General features: G+C 57.6%; 19 protein-coding genes and 1 pseudogene. 11 read left to right on the top strand and 9 right to left on the bottom strand.

Annotated features, from left to right (window positions below; translation table 11 throughout):
* Nucleotides 1-41: 41 nt before the first annotated feature.
* The gene (locus tag SIB42_RS13780; RefSeq protein WP_197459866.1) at nt 42-191 is read right to left on the bottom strand and encodes a hypothetical protein; all 150 of its coding nucleotides are present in this window, start codon (nt 189-191) and stop codon (nt 42-44) included.
* Nucleotides 185-757: pseudogene (locus tag SIB42_RS13775) on the bottom strand (recombinase family protein); the annotation flags it as partial. The gene SIB42_RS13780 and the pseudogene SIB42_RS13775, both read right to left, overlap by 7 nt.
* An 813-nt stretch (nt 758-1,570) precedes the next feature.
* Here SIB42_RS13775 and SIB42_RS13770 point away from each other — a divergent pair.
* Together SIB42_RS13770 and SIB42_RS13765 are read left to right on the top strand one after the other, a co-directional pair.
* The gene (locus SIB42_RS13770) at nt 1,571-1,903 is read left to right on the top strand and encodes a hypothetical protein (protein ID WP_156485151.1); all 333 of its coding nucleotides are present in this window, start codon (nt 1,571-1,573) and stop codon (nt 1,901-1,903) included.
* A 274-nt stretch (nt 1,904-2,177) separates the two neighbouring features.
* On the top strand, nt 2,178-2,453 hold the full coding sequence (locus SIB42_RS13765) for a hypothetical protein (RefSeq protein WP_067093973.1): 276 nt from the start codon (nt 2,178-2,180) through the stop codon (nt 2,451-2,453).
* Between the two features lie 339 nt (nt 2,454-2,792).
* On the opposite strand, the gene SIB42_RS13760 is transcribed toward SIB42_RS13765, so the two are convergent.
* Nucleotides 2,793-3,089 carry a hypothetical protein gene (locus tag SIB42_RS13760; protein WP_413328168.1) on the bottom strand — a complete coding sequence of 99 codons (297 nt, stop codon included), beginning with the start codon at nt 3,087-3,089 and terminating at the stop codon, nt 2,793-2,795.
* 220 nt (nt 3,090-3,309) lie between these two features.
* Between SIB42_RS13760 and SIB42_RS13755 the strand changes: the two genes are divergently transcribed.
* From SIB42_RS13755 to queA, 3 genes are all read left to right on the top strand, one after another.
* On the top strand, nt 3,310-4,659 hold the full coding sequence (locus SIB42_RS13755) for a dihydrolipoamide acetyltransferase family protein (protein WP_067093976.1): 1,350 nt from the start codon (nt 3,310-3,312) through the stop codon (nt 4,657-4,659).
* A gap of 74 nt (nt 4,660-4,733) precedes the next feature.
* Nucleotides 4,734-6,629: an APC family permease gene (locus tag SIB42_RS13750; protein WP_067093979.1), complete on the top strand. Its 1,896-nt coding sequence runs from the start codon at nt 4,734-4,736 to the stop codon at nt 6,627-6,629.
* Nucleotides 6,630-6,644: 15 nt separating this feature from the next.
* Entirely contained in the window at nt 6,645-7,766 is a 1,122-nt protein-coding gene (gene queA / locus SIB42_RS13745; protein WP_067093982.1) for a tRNA preQ1(34) S-adenosylmethionine ribosyltransferase-isomerase QueA, read from the top strand.
* Nucleotides 7,767-7,826: 60 nt separating this feature from the next.
* On the opposite strand, the gene cysK is transcribed toward queA, so the two are convergent.
* The 3 genes from cysK to SIB42_RS13730 all read right to left on the bottom strand — a co-directional run bounded on the left by cysK (nt 7,827) and on the right by SIB42_RS13730 (nt 11,590).
* Nucleotides 7,827-8,813: a cysteine synthase A gene (gene cysK, locus SIB42_RS13740; protein WP_067093985.1), complete on the bottom strand. Its 987-nt coding sequence runs from the start codon at nt 8,811-8,813 to the stop codon at nt 7,827-7,829.
* Nucleotides 8,814-8,948: 135 nt separating this feature from the next.
* The gene (locus SIB42_RS13735) at nt 8,949-10,436 is read right to left on the bottom strand and encodes a PLP-dependent transferase (RefSeq protein WP_067093989.1); all 1,488 of its coding nucleotides are present in this window, start codon (nt 10,434-10,436) and stop codon (nt 8,949-8,951) included.
* Nucleotides 10,433-11,590: a trans-sulfuration enzyme family protein gene (locus SIB42_RS13730; RefSeq protein ID WP_067093992.1), complete on the bottom strand. Its 1,158-nt coding sequence runs from the start codon at nt 11,588-11,590 to the stop codon at nt 10,433-10,435. The genes SIB42_RS13735 and SIB42_RS13730 overlap by 4 nt, the downstream gene beginning before the upstream one ends.
* Nucleotides 11,591-11,689: 99 nt before the next feature.
* Here SIB42_RS13730 and SIB42_RS13725 point away from each other — a divergent pair, with 99 nt between their 5' ends.
* Nucleotides 11,690-11,932, top strand: a complete 243-nt coding sequence (locus SIB42_RS13725; protein ID WP_413328164.1) for a hypothetical protein — start codon at nt 11,690-11,692, stop codon at nt 11,930-11,932.
* 176 nt (nt 11,933-12,108) lie between these two features.
* On the opposite strand, the gene SIB42_RS13720 is transcribed toward SIB42_RS13725, so the two are convergent.
* Nucleotides 12,109-12,279, bottom strand: a complete 171-nt coding sequence (locus SIB42_RS13720; RefSeq protein WP_231856378.1) for a hypothetical protein — start codon at nt 12,277-12,279, stop codon at nt 12,109-12,111.
* Between the two features lie 209 nt (nt 12,280-12,488).
* On the opposite strand from SIB42_RS13720, the gene SIB42_RS13715 reads away from it, so the two are divergent.
* Nucleotides 12,489-12,668 carry a hypothetical protein gene (locus tag SIB42_RS13715; RefSeq protein ID WP_067094002.1) on the top strand — a complete coding sequence of 60 codons (180 nt, stop codon included), beginning with the start codon at nt 12,489-12,491 and terminating at the stop codon, nt 12,666-12,668.
* Between the two features lie 210 nt (nt 12,669-12,878).
* Nucleotides 12,879-13,181: a hypothetical protein gene (locus SIB42_RS13710; protein ID WP_067094005.1), complete on the top strand. Its 303-nt coding sequence runs from the start codon at nt 12,879-12,881 to the stop codon at nt 13,179-13,181.
* A 139-nt stretch (nt 13,182-13,320) separates the two neighbouring features.
* On the opposite strand, the gene rpsD is transcribed toward SIB42_RS13710, so the two are convergent.
* The gene (rpsD, locus tag SIB42_RS13705) at nt 13,321-13,929 is read right to left on the bottom strand and encodes a 30S ribosomal protein S4 (RefSeq protein ID WP_067094008.1); all 609 of its coding nucleotides are present in this window, start codon (nt 13,927-13,929) and stop codon (nt 13,321-13,323) included.
* 74 nt (nt 13,930-14,003) lie between these two features.
* On the opposite strand from rpsD, the gene yidD reads away from it, so the two are divergent.
* Genes yidD through SIB42_RS13690 form a run of 3 tightly spaced genes read left to right on the top strand, consistent with a single transcriptional unit; the run spans nt 14,004 to nt 16,097 of the window.
* On the top strand, nt 14,004-14,282 hold the full coding sequence (yidD, locus tag SIB42_RS13700) for a membrane protein insertion efficiency factor YidD (protein ID WP_074160733.1): 279 nt from the start codon (nt 14,004-14,006) through the stop codon (nt 14,280-14,282).
* On the top strand, nt 14,263-14,571 hold the full coding sequence (locus SIB42_RS13695; RefSeq protein ID WP_156485152.1) for a glutaredoxin family protein: 309 nt from the start codon (nt 14,263-14,265) through the stop codon (nt 14,569-14,571). The genes yidD and SIB42_RS13695 overlap by 20 nt, the downstream gene beginning before the upstream one ends.
* A 26-nt stretch (nt 14,572-14,597) precedes the next feature.
* On the top strand, nt 14,598-16,097 hold the full coding sequence (locus SIB42_RS13690; RefSeq protein ID WP_067094011.1) for a UDP-N-acetylmuramoyl-L-alanyl-D-glutamate--2,6-diaminopimelate ligase: 1,500 nt from the start codon (nt 14,598-14,600) through the stop codon (nt 16,095-16,097).
* On the opposite strand, the gene SIB42_RS13685 is transcribed toward SIB42_RS13690, so the two are convergent.
* Nucleotides 16,094-17,308: an aminotransferase class V-fold PLP-dependent enzyme gene (locus SIB42_RS13685; RefSeq protein ID WP_067094015.1), complete on the bottom strand. Its 1,215-nt coding sequence runs from the start codon at nt 17,306-17,308 to the stop codon at nt 16,094-16,096. The genes SIB42_RS13690 and SIB42_RS13685 overlap by 4 nt on opposite strands.
* Nucleotides 17,309-17,318 lie beyond the last annotated feature (10 nt).

Here is a 17,318-nt window from a genome sequence, read left to right as displayed (position 1 = left end):
TCAGAATAGTGATCATTAATAGGACTTCTTGCTTCATTTATTCATTTCTTGTCATTAGGAGATGATGTCTCTTTTTGCTCTGGTGAAAGAGCATCAGCAGCAGTACGCAGTGCATCAGCAGTGATCTGGCGGGCGCCTGGATTGGTGAAGAGCAAATACCCGAGACCAATGCCAACTAGAACTTTCAGCACAGTGCTGCCTCCTGTTCAGCAATGATCCGCCGAATCGTGGAGAGCGCCAGTCCCGTCTGCTCACGAATGGAGCGATAAGAGCATCCTTCATCCCTGAGGCGAAGCACCAAGCGTTCCTTTGCTTCGTTGGTCTTCGGGCGACCGCCCAGGTTCACGCCTGTTGATCTGCGGTGCTGGATGCTCTCCAGTGTTCGCTCCTGGATCAGTGAGCGTTCAACTGCTGCCAAACCAAAGAGCAGACCAATAAGGACAGGTGCGAATTTGCCCAGACTCTTTATGTTGACCAGTCCATCCAGCGTTCGGACATGGATCCCCTGCTCCTGCAGTTGGTGTAGACGGGAAACCACTTCCACTTGAGTTCTGCCGAGGCGATCCAACTTCGCCAGCATCAGTTCGTCGCCTTGCAAGACGGCATTCAGTACCGCCTGTAGTTGAGGTCGGTCTTTCTCTTTGACCCTGGTGCTGATGGTCTCCTCAAAGACGACCGCACAACCTGCTTCCTTCAACGCCGCAATCTGAGCGTCTGTTTTTTGGGATGCCGTGAAACAGCGGGCATATCCAACGCTTCAAGCAGTCATCGTTTCAAAAAGGACGTTGGTTAAGCCATGGCAACCGAACACCCTTATTGGAACGGTAAGGACTCAGTGTTGGCACTTGCGTGTGATGTTCTCGTTTCCGTTTGGTTGTTGGAACACCTGCTTCGTTTCCCTTCCTTGGCGCCTGTACGTGGTCCGGAGGATTCATATTTTAGAGCAAGATCTGTATTGCGCGACACATTGATAAACTTGAATAATTGAGTAAATTTAAATCTAATTGTCTGCTTAGCGTGTGGCAACTTACGAGTGGGTGGCAAGCGTAGAAAATTCCGATATGCGCTCTGCGCTGTCAAATCGTTTGGCAAGCATCGGTTTTCAAATTGATGATGATTGGACCACCGATAAACAGTTATTCGCGGTATGCACCCCTGATTCTGAACTGGGATATAAGTCGTGTATAAAATTGATTACAAGTTGGACAAATGAACAAAAATGTCTTTTAAAGATTGAGGTTAGGAGTGATGAATCTGCATTAAGACCTGGGACCCGTTGCGAGCGTAAGGCAAAGATGCTGATGAATTTCTTGCCCCCGCAATCCCTCTAGTTGATTGAAGAAAATGGCGAAGCATCTTGTTCGGAATCATGGTCACTCGGATCTATTTGCGTTCGCTATATTGATAAGATTGTTGGCGGGCATCCAGGGTGATTTAGGACGTTTCTTTGTTGGAAGTAGTATTGAGCTTTTGTGAGGTATTTTGACTCGTATTCATCTTGCTGTTGCTTTCGTTCTTGCGGGTGCGATCTCGGTGATGGGAATGCCTGCTTCCGCAAACCAGATGTTTCGTGCTGGAGGCAGTACTGGTTCTGCTTGCCCGTCTGGGTCGCAATACAAGGGTGGTGGGTTCTGTAAGGCGAATAATCCTGGTGATCAATTCTTCCCTGCTGGAGGCAGCAGTGGAACAGCCTGTCCTTCTGGATCTCAATACAAGGGCAGCAGGTTCTGTAAAGCGAATAATCCTGGTGATCAGTTCTTTCCTGCGGGTGGAAGCAGCAGGACCTCTTGTCCTAGTGGATCCCAGTACAGGGGAAGTGGGTTTTGCTTGGCGAGGTGACTGCCTTGGATCAGTCGATATGGACCACGGGTTGGTTCGCGCCGCGTCCCATGCATGCGCTTGATCACTTCAGGAATCAGGTTTCGCATTCGCATCCTTTCTTTTCTTTCTATTACTCAGATGATTTGTCTTGGTTGGGTCTGCTTAGAAATCAGGAAGACCCGAGGAACGCCTGCCCTTTGGCGAGGACAGAGTTCTCATGGATAGGCGGGGGCAGAAATGCCCCTTTCTTTATGGGATCTGACGCGTAGCAGTTGCTGGTAACAGCGCCCATCGCCTGGGTTTTTCTACTTCTCGTCATCAGTCAGAAGCGGAAAAACAAATGACCCATTGTCGATATGACCAAACCATTCAGCACCAACCCAAAACTGGCGGACTGGGTTCCGTCTCCTCAGCAGATCAAGACCATCGAGAAAGCACGTCTTCTCCTTGATCTCGTCCCTGAAGAAGAGGGTGACGCCACCAATCGATTGAGGATCAATACCCTCAATGTCTATGCCTGCCTCCATCCAGAAGTGACTGACCCTCAGCAGTTGGTTGACCACGCTTGTGAGTTCATGGCGCAGCAAGTCATTCGCCGCCGTCGCTCTAAAGGGCAGGAGAAAGGTGAATGAGTCGCGTCAAGCCAGAAAGAGCAGGAACTCATAGGAGTGAGAACCTCGAGGGTCTTTCTTCGCGTGGTGGCCAGGTGCTGGCGAGCGAGGTGGTTCGGCATCCCGTAAGTATAAATGCTTAGCGGATGCTGCTAGAACAGATTCATCGCATGAGAACTAAGTCCCGGGAGGTCAAACACTCCTGGGTCTTTTTTTGAGAAACGCTCACTGCGCCCACGGCATCTCGTTCCCATGCGTAAAGGTGTGATTCGCTTGGCGTCATTGCCTTAAGCGACATTTTCAATTCATCGGGAGGGGCGATAGGGATACCGACCCTCCTTTTTTGTGCCTGTTGCAGGGTCAGTTGGTTTCGGTGACTGCTGCTGGAGCGGCGCCTTTGCCTGACATCTCCTTGAGCGAATCAGCGGCACAGATTGTGGATGCCGCGATGGCGACAAACGCGACTGTGTTGATGACCTTGAGGACGACAGGAAGATGGGTGTTGACCATCTCGCGGACTTTTTCCATCAGAAAAGTTTGTGGTGAACAGTTGCATAGTGCCTTTGCTGTCAAGGCGTTTGAGGGGTTCTCGTGCCTTGCGGAACCTTTTTCTAGAGATGTGCCTTTGACGACGTTGTGTATCACGTTGATACACAAAAATGAAATCGCTCAGATGAAGGGGGCGCTGACGGAAACGCGAACACACCAATAGAGGGGCGGGACGGTCCGGGAAACCATCCCGTTTTTTTGTGCTTCGGGACACCGACATTCAGGGGTGGAAATGCTGTCGGGTGCTGATTTACGTTGAAAGAGCAGTTGGACAACCGTTGGACAAATGGTTGGACAGCACCCTCAAAACCGTTGCAATTAGGACTAGATGGCGACTCACGACATCTTCATGCCTGCCCTCAGTTCCACGATGACGGAGGGGAAGATCGTTGAGTGGCTCAAGAATCCTGGCGACAAGGTTGGCCGCGGCGAGTCCGTGCTCGTGGTCGAGTCCGACAAGGCCGACATGGATGTTGAGTCCTTCAATGAGGGTTACCTCGCAGTTGTGCTGATGCCCGCGGGCAGCACGGCTCCTGTGGGCGAGACCATTGGTTTGATCGTGGAGACCGAGGCTGAGATTGCCGAAGCTCAGGCCAAGGCACCGTCGGGTGGTGGATCGGCTCCTGCAGCCACCTCGCCCGCAGCCACCTCGCCTGCAGCCTCATCACCAGCGCCAACATCTTCTGCTCCAACAGCACCAGCCCCAGCTGCGGCTCAACCCGCACCAGTTGCGCCTCCTGCTCCGGTGGCTGCGCCAGCTAGCAATGGTCGACTGATTGCCAGTCCTAGGGCTAAGAAGCTGGCTTCTCAGATGGGCGTCGACCTCGCCGGGATCCGCGGCAGTGGTCCTAACGGTCGAATTCAGGCTGAAGACGTGGAGCGCGCCGCAGGGCGTCCCATCAGTGTGCCCCTGGTCGGGGAGGGGACTGCTGCTTCCGTCAGTGCCGGAGCTGCGAGCGCCGCCAAGCCTCCGAGCTCACCGGCTGGCAATAGTTTTGGCCGCCCTGGCGACACCGTGCCGTTCAACACGCTCCAAGGAGCGGTGAACCGCAATATGGAAGCCAGCCTCGCGGTCCCCTGCTTCCGGGTGGGCTACACGATCACCACCGATCAACTGGATGCCTTTTACAAGCAGGTGAAGCCCAAGGGCGTCACGATGACGGCCCTCTTGGCGAAGGCCGTAGCCGTCACTCTGGCGCGGCATCCGCAGGTGAATGCTGCAACCACTGCTGCGGGTATGACCTATCCCGCTGATGTGAATGTCGCCGTCGCCGTGGCGATGGAAGACGGAGGTTTGATCACCCCTGTGCTGCGTCAGGCCGATCGAACCGATCTGTATGAGCTCTCGCGTCAGTGGGGGGATCTGGTGAAGCGCTCGCGCAGCAAACAGTTGCAGCCTGAGGAATACAGCACCGGAACCTTCACCCTCTCCAATCTCGGCATGTTCGGGGTGGATCGTTTCGATGCCATCCTTCCTCCCGGCACCGGTGCCATCCTCGCAGTGGCGGCTTCAAGACCTGCCGTTGTGGCTGGAAAGGATGGGTCCATCGCTGTCAAGCGGCAGATGCAGGTGAATCTCACGGCGGACCACCGTGTGATCTATGGCGCCGATGGCGCCGCCTTCCTCAAGGATCTGGCGGAATTGATTGAAACCCGTCCCGAAAGTTTGGCGATCTGAATCAGCTCAAAGGAAGACACGCAGCTGCAGATCTCAGGGAGCCTTGCCACTCTTGATGTGGTGATGGTCGCCCTGTGTCAGTTCCGTCCTTTTCACGTCTGCTGGGACGTCCCCTGCCGCGTTCCAGTGCCAAGGATGAGCGACTTCCCAATCTTCAGGCGCTGCCCATCCTCTCCTCGGATGCTTTGTCATCCGTGGCCTATGCCACGGAAGCGGCGCTTGGAATTCTGATCCTGGGAGGCAGTGCCGCTTTGCGGCTGTCGCTGCCAATCACCGTGGCGATCATCGCCTTGATCACGATCGTGGTGCTGTCGTACCGGCAGGCGATCTCTGCCTATCCCAACGGTGGCGGTTCCTACGTGGTGGCTCGCGACAATCTCGGACGCAACGTGGGATTGGTAGCAGCCGCTGCGTTGCTGATCGACTACACCCTCACTGCAGCGGTCAGCTTGATGGCGGGCACACAGGCGCTGTCGTCATTGGATCCAGCGTTGTTGGCCTACGAGGTTCCGATCGCTCTGTTCATGCTCCTGCTCGTGGGCTGGGCCAACCTGCGCGGGGTGAAGGAAGCGGGACGCGTGTTCTCGGTGCCCACCTATGCCTTCGTGGTGATGATTGTTCTGCTCACGGTGGCTGGGTTCAAGGACCTTACCTTCCATCACGGCTGGACTCCCGATGCTCCCCCGCTCACGGCTGCGCTGCAGCCGATCGGCTTATTTCTGGTGCTCCGGGCCTTCAGTTCCGGCTGTTCAGCGATGACCGGGATCGAAGCCATCGCTAACGGTGTTCAGGTTTTTAAGGAGCCTGCTCCCGTTAATGCCCGCAAAACCCTGCTGGTGATGGGTGTGTTGCTGTCGGTGATGTTCCTTGCGGTCAGCACCATGGGCTTCATGTATGGAGTCGCACCCAATCCCGACATCACCGTGTTGGCTCAGATCGGTCAGCGTGTGTTCGGCGACGGCAGCGTTCTGTACTGGACCCTGCAGATCTCAACACTGCTGATTCTGGTTCTGGCAGCGAACACGGCCTTCTCCGGCTTTCCACGTCTGGCGGCAATGCTGGCGGAAGACCACTGCTTGCCCATGCAGATGAAGCTGCTGGGTGATCGGCTCGTTTACCAGAATGGGATCAGTGCGCTGGTCGTGATTACGGCGCTGATCATCGTGATTTGCCGAGGTGACACCACCGTGGCGGTCAATCTCTATGCCCTTGGAGTGTTCACGGCCTTCACGTTGTCGCAGCTGGGCCTGGTCTGTCGCTGGTGGAAGCGGCGTGGAGAAGGCTGGCGCGGGCGAATGGCCATGAATGCGCTCGGATCGCTCACCACCTTTGTGGTCCTGCTGGTGATTGTGGTGAGCAAATTTGATGAGGGGGCCTGGACTGTGGTGATTGCGATTCCTCTGCTGGTGTGGGGACTGGCCTTGATCCGTCGCCGCTACCGGGAGATCTTCGCTGCCCTCGCTCTGGACCCTGATGGGTCGTCACTGAAGCTGATTCCCCGTGATCCACCCACCGGACACCATGCGATTGTCTGGGTCGCAAGCATGATGCAACCGTCGTTTGAGGCGCTGCGCTACGCCTGTTCGTTTGCCGATTCGGTCACGGCGGTGATGGTGTTGCAGAAGGAAGAAGACGCCGGCCAGCTCAGCCAACTGTGGGATCGCTACGCCGGCACCGACACCGGTGCTCTTGAGCTGGTGCTGCTCGACAGCCCATACAGTTCGCTGCTGGATCCCTTCTGTGACTTCGTGATGGAGCAGGAGCAACGGCATCCCGAGCGCACAACCACGGTGGTCATGCCGGTGGCCATTCCCAGGGATCGACTGGATGTGGCTTTACTCAACCAAAGGGCTCGCAGCCTGTTCGAGGCACTCTCCACCGACCAGAGCCGCGTGTTCTCGATTGTGCGCTATTTCGTTCCCCGCTTGGCAAGCAAAGCAGGGACGTTGCCCTCAGGCAGCATGGATTAATCACGTTCAAGCGTTGTGGTGGATCCAAGGGATCTTCAGCTCAGCTCCTACGACTACCGCCTGCCTGAAGAGCGCATCGCGCAGGCACCCGTGGAGCCTCGCCATGCAGCACGACTGCTGATGGCTCCCCCCATAAACCGACCCGTGACGGAGCTGATGCATCGTCAGGTGTGGGATTGGCAGGATGAGCTCCGTCCTGGCGACCTGCTGGTGGTCAACGACACCCGGGTTCTGCGGGCGCGCCTCAGGGTGCGGCGTTCCGGTGGTGGCCTGGCGGAGCTGCTGGTGCTCGAGCCCCGCGGCCAAGGCCGCTGGCTCTGTCTGGCCAGACCCGGCAAGAAATTGAAGCCTGGCGATGAGGTTTGGCTTGAAGCCCTTGAGCAGGAGCCCATCCCTTTGCAGGTGTTGACCACAGATGGCGCCAGTGGCGGGCGCATCATTCAATTCCCAGCTGCTTTCGTCGATGCTGCAGCGATCGAAACGCTGCTGGAGCGTTACGGCGAAGTGCCTTTACCGCCCTACATCACGCGTCACGATGAGTCGGATCAGGAGCGTTATCAAACTCGCTACGCCTCCAGGCCAGGAGCGGTTGCTGCACCAACCGCGGGCTTGCACCTCAGTGATGAGCTTCTCAAGGCGATCCGCGGCCGCGGCGTTCAACTGGCAACGGTGACGTTGCACGTTGGGTTAGGCACATTCCGGCCTGTGGAGACTGAAGATCTCAAGGATCTGAGTTTGCACAGCGAATGGGTGGAGGTCACTCCTGAGCTGGTAGCTGCTGTCGTCGCGTGCCGGCAGCGTGGAGGCCGTGTAATTGCAGTGGGCACAACCAGTGTGCGGGCTCTGGAGGGTGCTGCTGCGGCAGGGGGCGGCAGCCTGCAACCTCTGCGGGGTCCTGTTGATTTGGTGATCCAGCCCGGCTTTCGTTTTCAAGTGGTGCAGGGTCTGCTGACCAACTTTCATCTGCCCAAGAGCTCGCTGCTGCTTCTGGTCAGCGCTCTGATCGGACGCAGCAGGTTGCTTGAGCTTTATCGGACCGCTATTCAGGAGGGCTATTGCTTCTATTCCTACGGTGATGCGATGTGGATCGCGCCGGATGCCGTGCTTCCAGGCGTGACGCTGCCAGTGGATGGCTGAGCAGCTCGGCATGAAAAAGCCCCGGTGTTCCGGGGCTGCATGCTGTGTCAACGCTGTTGTTCAGGCTGTCACGGGTTGCTCGATGATCCCTGTGGGAACGTCGGCGAACATCACTGAAGAGAGGTAGCGCTCAGCGAGATCGGGGAGAACAACAACGATGGTCTTGCCGGCGTAAGCATCTTGTTTGGCCAGACGAATGGCAGCGGCAGCTGCGGCTCCGCAGGAGATGCCCACCAGTAGGCCCTCTTCCTTGGCCAGACGAAGAGCCATCTCAACGGACTCTTCGTTGGTGACCTGTTCCACCTTGTCGACCACGGAGAGGTCGAGGTTCTTGGGAATGAAGCCAGCGCCGATCCCTTGGATCTTGTGGGGACCTGGCTTCACTTCCTCGCCGTTCATGGTCTGGGTGATTACGGGGCTGTGGCTGGGCTCCACGGCAACCGATTCAATCGCCTTGCCTTTGGCGTTCTTGATGTAACGGGACACTCCAGTGATGGTGCCGCCGGTGCCTACGCCGGCCACCAGAACGTCGATGGCGCCTTCGCAGTCGTTCCAGATCTCAGGGCCAGTGGTCTTTTCGTGAATCTCCGGGTTGGCGGGATTCTCAAACTGCCCGGGCATGAAGTACTTGCCAGGGTCGCTGGCAGCGATCTCCTTGGCTTTGGCGATGGCGCCAGGCATGCCTTTGGCGGCTTCGGTGAGCACGATTTCAGCGCCGAGAACGGCCATCACGCGGCGACGTTCGATCGACATCGACTCTGGCATCGTGAGCACGAGCTTGTAACCGCGAGCGGCGGCTGTGAAGGCGAGAGCAACCCCGGTATTGCCTGATGTGGGCTCAACGATCACCTTGCCTTCGGTGAGTTCACCACGCTTTTCGGCATCCCAGATCATGTTCGCGCCAATGCGGCACTTCACGCTGTAGGCGGGATTGCGGCCTTCGATCTTGGCGAGAACGGTGGCTTTGCAGTCCTTGGTGACATGGTTCAGACGCACCAGGGGGGTATTACCGATGGCCTGGCTGTTATCGGCGTAAACGCGAGACATGAGTGAGTCGAAAAAATGGCCAATTTTCGCAATTTAGGGAGACTCTCAGTCAGGTGCCTGGCTCTTAAGAGCTTGTTCAAACTCTGTCAACCCAGCAGGCAGCAACTTCGCCTTCATCACAAGCCTGTTTTCCGCTTATGCCGAGTCCAGAGCCAGCAGGAACCGCTTCCAGAGATCCGGCTGCTCCTCAAGTCCTACGGAAACGCGCAGTAGATGGGATGGCACATCGCAGCGTTTCGCCCAAACCAACTCGTCGTAGTGAGCAAGAAGCACGTAGGGGCAGACCAGGGTGAAGGCGGTGCCGAGACTTGGCCCCTTGCAGACCGTCAGTGCGTCGTAGACCTTCTGCGCCGAGAGGGTTCCTCCTTTCAGTTCAAAAGACAGCAGGCAGCCATGGCCTGCACCTGGCCGCTGCAGAGCCTTGAAGTTCTCGCATTCACCCGGATGGAACACCTTCTCCACGGCGGGGTGATCGCGCAGCTGTTCAGCCAGGAACAGCGTGTTGCGATTGAGCTGATGCACCCGTTCGACCACGTCTTCACTGCCCTGGTCGAGTGCGATGACATCCACGTCGGCAAGCTCCGCCAACGGTTGCAGGGAGCGAGCTGATGCAACGAGCTGATCTCTCCACGGGGAGTGCGGACTCAGCACCAGACTTCCGGCCAGAACATCGCCACGGCCGGCGAAGCTTTTGGTGAGCGAGCTGAAGACCAGATCGGCGTGGGGCAACCCGTCGATATTGACCCCAGATCCAATGGTGTCGTCGGCGATCACGGGGATCCCCTGCTGGTGGGCAAGCCTGGCGATCTTTGGCAGATCAATGCAGCGCAGCAGGGGATTGCTAGGCAGCTCCACCACCACTGCCGACGGCTCTAGGCGCTCGAGAGCGTCACCCACACTGGCTGCACTGTCATCAAGCAGCAGTTCGGCTCCGTTGAACACCACCTGGGGCAGCTTGAGCACATCCACATAGGGGAAACCGATCTGCAACACGGGCCTGTTGGGCCGAATGGCCGAGATCATTTGGAGTGCTCGGTGCAGAGCCGACATGCCTGAGGGGTGGAGGCTGATCGCATCTCCCTCGCATCCATAGATCCGCGCCAGCCGCCCAATCACATTGAGGCGGGCGTTCTCAGCTGCGGAACCGCTGGCGTTCTGCTCCTGACCAAGGGTGATGGCAGCCAGCCTGGAGGAGGCTCCAAGGCCAGTGTGCTGCCAGAAGGCCTTTGCGGCAGGAGTGCTGGCTGGGTCGGCAATCAGGCAGGTCAGTCCACCGATCACGCTGAGCTGTGTTTCTCCCGCAGGCCTTGTTCTGCGGCAGTGGGCGAGAGCGGCTTCTGCCGCTGCGAGGTTGGGATAAGGCCAGCTGCTTGCTCCCTTGGAGGGGGCGAGGTCGGAGACCTGCAGCGAAAGCTTCGCAACCTGTGCCACCAGCGGATGCTGACCAAATCGCGGATACACCGCCCGCAAAGCTCCTCGGCAAGCGGGATCCTGTTCCTCGTAGGCGATCACATCGCTCCATCGAGGTAGGGCGACCGAGACGGCATGGGTGGCATCAGGGAGAGGATGGCCGAGATCGCTGCCTTGCCAGCAGGGATCCCGCAGCAGGTCGCGCGAACTCATCGGAGCAAGCAAAGTGCCTGATCGAGATCCGCGATCAGATCCGCGGCGTCTTCACAGCCCACAGACAGACGGATCAGGCCATCGCTGATACCCAGTTTCTGTTTCACCTCCATAGACACAGAAGCGTGAGTCATCGTGGCCGGGTGGCAGATCAGGCTTTCCACGCCTCCGAGGCTTTCGGCCATGGTGAACCACTGCAGCGCCTTGCACATGGCATAAGCCTGGTCGCGGCTGGCTTCGACTCCAATCGTGACGATGGCGCCACCACTACTCATCTGCTGCATGGCCAGCGCGTGTTGGGGGTGATCCGGGCGATGGGGATAGCGCACCCAGTTCACATCGTCGTGGTGAGCGAGGTGATCAGCCAAAGCAGCGGCGTTGGCCATCTGTTGTCTAAGCCGCAGAGGCAGGGTCTTGATGCCGCGGGTGATTAGCCAGCAATCGAATGGTGAAGGCTGTAGGCCCAGAGCTTTCTGGGCAAACACCATTTTTTGGTGCCAGGACGGATCGTCGGTGCAGACCGCACCGCCAAGGGCATCGGAGTGTCCGTTGATGTATTTGGTGGTGCTGGTTAGTGAAAGGGTGGCCCCAAGCTGCAGGGGCCGCTGCACAAGGGCGGTGGCGAAGGTGTTATCCACCACCACGGGGACATCGATGGCCGCGGCTGCCGAGCAGACCTGTTTGAGGTCGATCACCTTGAGCAGCGGGTTGGTGGGACTCTCTAGCCAGACCATGGCGGGCTTTCGAGCCGCGATGCTGGAGACAGCCTCGGCTGATGTGAAATCCACCCACTCTGTGTGGACCCCGAATTTGGCGAACACCTGTTCAAATAGCCTCACCGTGCAGCCGTAAAGGTTTTCCTCGCAGAGCACAAGATCCCCTTGGCTGAGACCTGAGGCAATCGCCGTGATCGCGCTCACTCCCGAGCCAAACACCGTGGCATGGTTGCAGCGCTCAACCGAAGCCAGCACTTCCTCAAGGATGCGAAAGTTGGGATTGCCAGAGCGTGTGTAATCGAAACCACCGGCGTTGCCATGAGCAAATGTCGATGTGGAGTAAATCGGCGGCATCACGGTGCCCGTCCCGTCCGCAAAGCTCTCCCCGTGATGAATCGCCCGGGTGGCATCGGCTGGTGTTGCTGCTGGGCGCTGCAAGTGATGGCTGCGATCAGGTCTTAAAGCTAGGAAACAGGCTGTCCCTCGCCGCTAGCGTCGAGCCGGACGTTGAGATCCGGAGCCTTGGCCGATACCTCAGTGCAGCAGAGCCACAAGGATGAGTGGCGGGATCATGTGCTCAGCGAAATCGTCACGTTTCTGAGCGAAAATAAGCAGCAGATTCATGCTCGCTACCTAGAGCAGCGACAAGGGCAATTACCACGCGACCTGATCGAGCAGAAGGGACTAATGGATTTTGAGCTGGCCCTCACTTTTCTGGAGGACAAACCGAAAGGCTTTGGGTTGGGGCTCGGCTTTTTTAAAGCAAACTTGATTCGTTGATCGACGAATCTGAACCGTCTAACCAGTCAGCGTTCGGTTGGTGTTGAGAATCGATCTCTGGCTTTGGGTTAGAAGCCTTGACCGAGTGAAATCAAGTTCTTGTTAGGAACGTTTATCCCATTCTTGTCATCATCTTCTTGTTTGCGAACTTGTTTCAGTGATCAGTTGATAAGGATTCAGCGCTTTTCATTGTTTTTGTTGTCAAACATCCATTCCATCATTCCCTTGCTGTCGTTTTTAAGGGAGACAATTCCGAAACTCACTAGAAACACCAGCGAGACGCTGATGAGAACAGCCGCACTCATCTCGCTGATTTCGAGATTTCCTAGCGATAGTGTGAGCAGCACTAAGAAATTCATTCAGCTGTTTCGCTTCTTCCTTCTTTCGGCACGGGGCCTAGAATTAAGAGCATTTTCTCATCTGGGAAAGTCTGATCACCAAAGAGCAGCGACATCAGCCAGTTGAGCATTTTATTCGACCATGTTGTTCAATGTTAGCTGTGGCCAATGAGTCGTAGTTTGTCTGTTTTCAGCGCTTATCAATACTCAATGTCGTTGTGTCCGATTTACTGATTCTCGGGCACTTTTGCGATCTGCTGTTTTTGGTTGCCACGGTCTGGTCTTGGGCGAACCTCGATCCCAAGCAAAAGGGGCCGGTTAAATCCGACCCCAACCACCTGCATCCTTTTGATGATGGCAATGATGATGCTTTTCGCAGTCAGCTCTTAACGTCTTGAGACCAACTTGGTCAGGAGCATCAGGACTGAGTCTCGGCGTCCTGCTTTTGCTCCGTGACCTCTGCATTTGCTGATGTCTGGCTGCGCTGGTAGCCGGATGACGCCAGCTCAATCTTGATGAAGGAGAGTTGTGTTCAATTCACCGTCAATCCTGTGTGATCCCAAAGCTCGTCTGTTGCTTACTGGCTTAAAAATGCTGGCTGAAGCACAGTGCACTCATCACAGGGTGCGATCGTGTTTTGTATTCAACGGCTTTCAGATCAAGGCTGGGTTGGCATTGCAGAAAACCTCAACCTGCTGGAAGCCCGAGCCAAGGCGACACTGTTGTCTCAAGAGCATGGCGCTGCGTTTCGGGTTGTTAGTGATGATCAATCCGACATGCAGTTCCTCTGCCGAAATGGCGTGATTCTGGTTGATCTTTCCGAACCCGCAGATCTTGCTGCCGCTCTTGAGGGTCAGCCATCGGTGTTGATGGAAGACATCTCCTGGAAAATTCTTGCTGAGGCCAACTGAAGGTTCTCGTGATTGCTGCTGCTGATGGGTCGGCGGGGTGAACGTGTCAATCACTCATTCGTCCGACATGAAAAACCCCGCTCCGGAAGAATCGTGCGGGGATTGCAAAGTAAGAACGTGCTGAGGTGTGAAGTAAGCCTCAGACCTTGCGGGAGTAGTACTCCACAACCAGCAGTTCATTGATCTCCAGTGCGACCCATTCGCGTTCGCACTTGCTGATCACCTTGGCGCTGAGTTTTGCCTTGTCGAGCTCCAGGTGGGGCGGCACGTTGGCGAGACCCGGGAATTCCAGGTTGCCTTCAGCCAGTTTTTTGCTGCCCTTGCGCTCGCGGACGGCGATCAGATCACCGGCCTTGCACTGGTAGCTGGCGATGTCGGTGACCCGCCCGTTCACGGTGACATGGCCATGGTTCACCAGCTGGCGGGCGCCAGGCACTGTGGGGCCAAATCCGAGACGGAAGCAGACGTTGTCGAGACGGTTCTCGAGAAGTTTGAGCAGGTTGGTTCCTGTGGAACCCTCCTGAGCGCGCGCTTTTTTCACGTAGCGCACGAGTTGGCGTTCAGAGACGCCGTAGTTGAAGCGAAGCTTTTGCTTCTCCTCAAGGCGGATTGCGTATTCAGAGCGCTTGCGACGGGCTTGGCCGTGCTGACCGGGTGGATAGGACCGCTTTGCGGCCTTCCGGGTGAGACCAGGGAGGTCTCCCAAGCGCCGCGTGATCCTCAGGCGAGGGCCGCGGTAACGAGACATAAGGAAGGAAGGTGTTGGACCATTCACGCCGGCGAAACGCCATGCTGGACTTGAAGTCAGCCTTGCGTTTCTGCATGCGCAAACCACGCATCCTATCCGTCGGCTTCCTGGAGAGCGTTGGGGAGGGTTTCAGTCATGCCCTGGCTCAGCTGATGATTGCGGCGATTGGTTTTTACCGCAGCTGGTTTTCGCCCTTCTTCGGCCCCCGTTGTCGCTTCATTCCCAGCTGCAGTGCCTACGGATTAGAAGCGATTCAGCGCCATGGTCCTTGGCGGGGTGGCTGGCTCACGCTGCGCCGGATCTGTCGCTGTCATCCCTTTACCCCCTGCGGCTGTGATCCAGTCCCCGATTGAGCCCCTGCAGCTGACCTTGTTCAGCAGGCAGGGCTGCTGTCTTTGTGAAGGTCTAGAGCAACGTCTGCAAGACCTTGATCTCAGTCGTTTGAAGCCACCGCTGAGTTTGGAGGTCATTGATATTGATGCTGCGGGGATTGAGCCGGAGCTTCGGACTCGTTACGACCTGGAAGTGCCTGTTTTGGCACTGCAGGGGAAACCTCTGCCACGGGTGTCTCCTCGCCTGAGCGGAGAGGGACTGTTCAATTGGTTGCAACGGCTCTGCTCCACCATCGCCGGATCGGACTAGAACGGCCTCAGCTTTAGGGGCTGGTGATGACGCAGATGCTCCATTCGCTGCTGAACGCAGTAGGGCTGCCAGTGCCTTCTGCGCTGCCCAATCCAGCGGTGACGTCCATCACTTGTGATTCCCGCAGTGTCGGCAAGGGATGCGTCTTCATCGGTCTTCCCGGTGAACGGGTGGATGGGGGCTGTTTCTGGCCAGAGGCCCTGAAGGCCGGCGCTGTGGCCGCGCTGATCGGTGAGCAAGCAGCACAGTCGCTTCCGCCCTCCGCTCAGGATCCTGTTTTGGTGATCCCTGAGCCGGTGTCCCATTGGGCGGGAGAGCTGGCTGCCGCGTTCTGGCAACTGCCCTCTTCGCGCATGCAGTTGATTGGTGTGACTGGCACCAATGGCAAGACCACCACAACCCATTTGATTGAACACCTCAGCCTGGAGTGCGGTCGCTCTTCGGCCCTGTTCGGAACGCTGGTCAACCGTTGGCCCGGACAAAGCTTCACGTCCACCCACACCACTGCGGTTGCGGATCGGCTGCAGGCCCAGCTCGCTGAAGCGTTGAATCAGGGCACACAGGTGGCGGCCATGGAGGTCAGTTCCCATGCTCTTGATCAGCAACGGGTCGCCGGTTGCCGTTTCTCCTCCGCGGTGTTCACCAACCTCACGCAGGATCATCTCGACTACCACGTATCCATGGAGGCCTATTTCGAAGCGAAAGCGCGCCTGTTTGCTGATCCCTTCCTCATTGGTGAAGGCCCCCGAGCGGTGGTGAATGTTGACGATGCTTGGGGACGTCGACTGGCTGATCGCCTTGGTGATCGTTGTTGGCGCTGCAGTGTCGACGAGGCTGCCGATCTCAGCATGCGTGATCTCGTGATGACATCGAACGGCGTAGAGGGAATGCTGCTCACTCCCCGAGGCGAAGGGCGTTTCCATTCGCCTTTGGTGGGTCGCTTCAATCTGATGAATGTGATGCAGGCAGTCGGCTCGCTGCTCCAGCAGGACTTACCACTGCCCCTGTTGTTGGACGCCCTTCCGAAATTCCGTGGTGTGCCAGGCCGCATGGAGCGGGTGCTGCCCTCTAGCCCTTCCACAGATCAGCTCCCCGCCGTCGTTGTGGATTACGCCCATACCCCGGATGGCCTGCGTAGCGCGCTCCAGGCCAGCCGCCCCTTTGTGGATGGGCGTCTGGTGTGTGTGTTTGGCTGCGGTGGAGACCGCGACCGGGGCAAACGTCCTCAGATGGCCTCGATTGCCGCAGAGCTGGCTGATCGCGTTGTGGTCACATCCGACAATCCTCGGACTGAGGATCCAAAGCGCATTCTCGACGATGTGGTTGCTGGCCTTGCTTCAGGCATCGACTACCAGGTGGAAGCCGACCGAGCGATCGCGATCGCTCAGGCGATTGCTCAGGCACGACATGGCGATCTTGTCTTGATCGCTGGTAAAGGGCATGAGGATTACCAGATTGTCGGCACTGAAAAGCTGCGTTTCGATGATCGAGAAGAAGCGGAGAAAGCACTGCACTCTTGGAGCTAGCTGCCCATTGCTGACAACGTCCGAATCTGATCGGTGAGTTGTGCGATGTCGTTCTGACTGGTGCAGATATGGGTGCATGCCCGCAGGCAGACGGGGTCTGCCAGGTCACGGATCCAAAGTTGTTGTCCGCCGAGGGACTTCACGACCTCGGCTGGTGTGGCTCCCGTTGCCTCAGAGCGCATCTGAAAACTCACCAGACCAGCCGGCGGTGGGCCGTCGAGCAGCGGTGAAACCCCAGGGATCGACTTCAGCTCTCTCCAGAGCTGTTCGCTCAGGATTCGGATCTGCCCGAGTCGTTTGTCTTCAGAGCCCTCCTGCTCCAGCAGGTCAAGAGAGCAGCGCAGGCCAGCCATCAGTGGCACGCAACTCGTGGCCACCTCAAAGCGACGGCTGTCGTGATGGAAGGGGTCTGGATCTTCTGCCACAGCACGCGTTTCATCCTGAAGGCTGCGCCAACCGATGACGGTGGGATGGCCGTCCGAGAGCACACGCTCTGAGAGCGCGACCCCGCCCAGTCCTTCCGGACCGCAGGCCCATTTGTGCCCAGTAAAGGCATAAATATCGGCTGCTGCTGCCGCCTCTGCAACGGGGATCTGGCCGACGCTCTGCGCAGCATCCACAAGCAGGAATGGCTGTGCTGGATGCTGTTGCAGTTGTGCGGCCACCGCTGCGATCGGCATCTGCTGACCGGTGTTCCAGAGCAGATGCGACAGCACCACGATGCGGGTCTTGCTGGTGAGCTGCTCTTCGAGGGCTGTCAGCACCTCGTGATCGGTGTGGGCCTGATCATCGCGGCCGAGCCTGCATTGCTTCACGGGCAGCGTGTGAACCTGAAGCTGGCGGCGGCGTGCCAGTTCGTGGCAGGCCGCCACGACACCAGGGTGCTCACAATCGCTGATCAGAATGTGGTCGCCATCGTCGATGGGAAGGCCCCAGAGGGGCAGCACACATCCTGTGGTCACGTTCTCGCTCAGGGCGAGCCGATGTGCTGGCACATTGCACAAGCGGGCCAGACGGCCGCGTGTGTTGTTCGCTTCGGCGCTGATGTAGGGCCAGATGTCCGTGGTGAAGGGGCCGAGGTCCTGAATCCTTCTCCAGCTGGCGGTGATGGCATCCAGCGAGGGTGTGGGCAGCGGCCCCTGCCCTCCGTAGTTGAAGTAGGTCTTGTTCTGCAGGGCAGGACACAGTGATCGCAACTTGTTTGTGTCCATTTGGGTTTTA

It is taken from the genome of Synechococcus sp. MIT S9508 (assembly GCF_047303045.1).
GTDB lineage: Bacteria > Cyanobacteriota > Cyanobacteriia > PCC-6307 > Cyanobiaceae > Synechococcus_C.
Note: the sequence above shows the minus strand (reverse complement) of the source record. Positions and strands in the feature narration are given on the sequence as shown.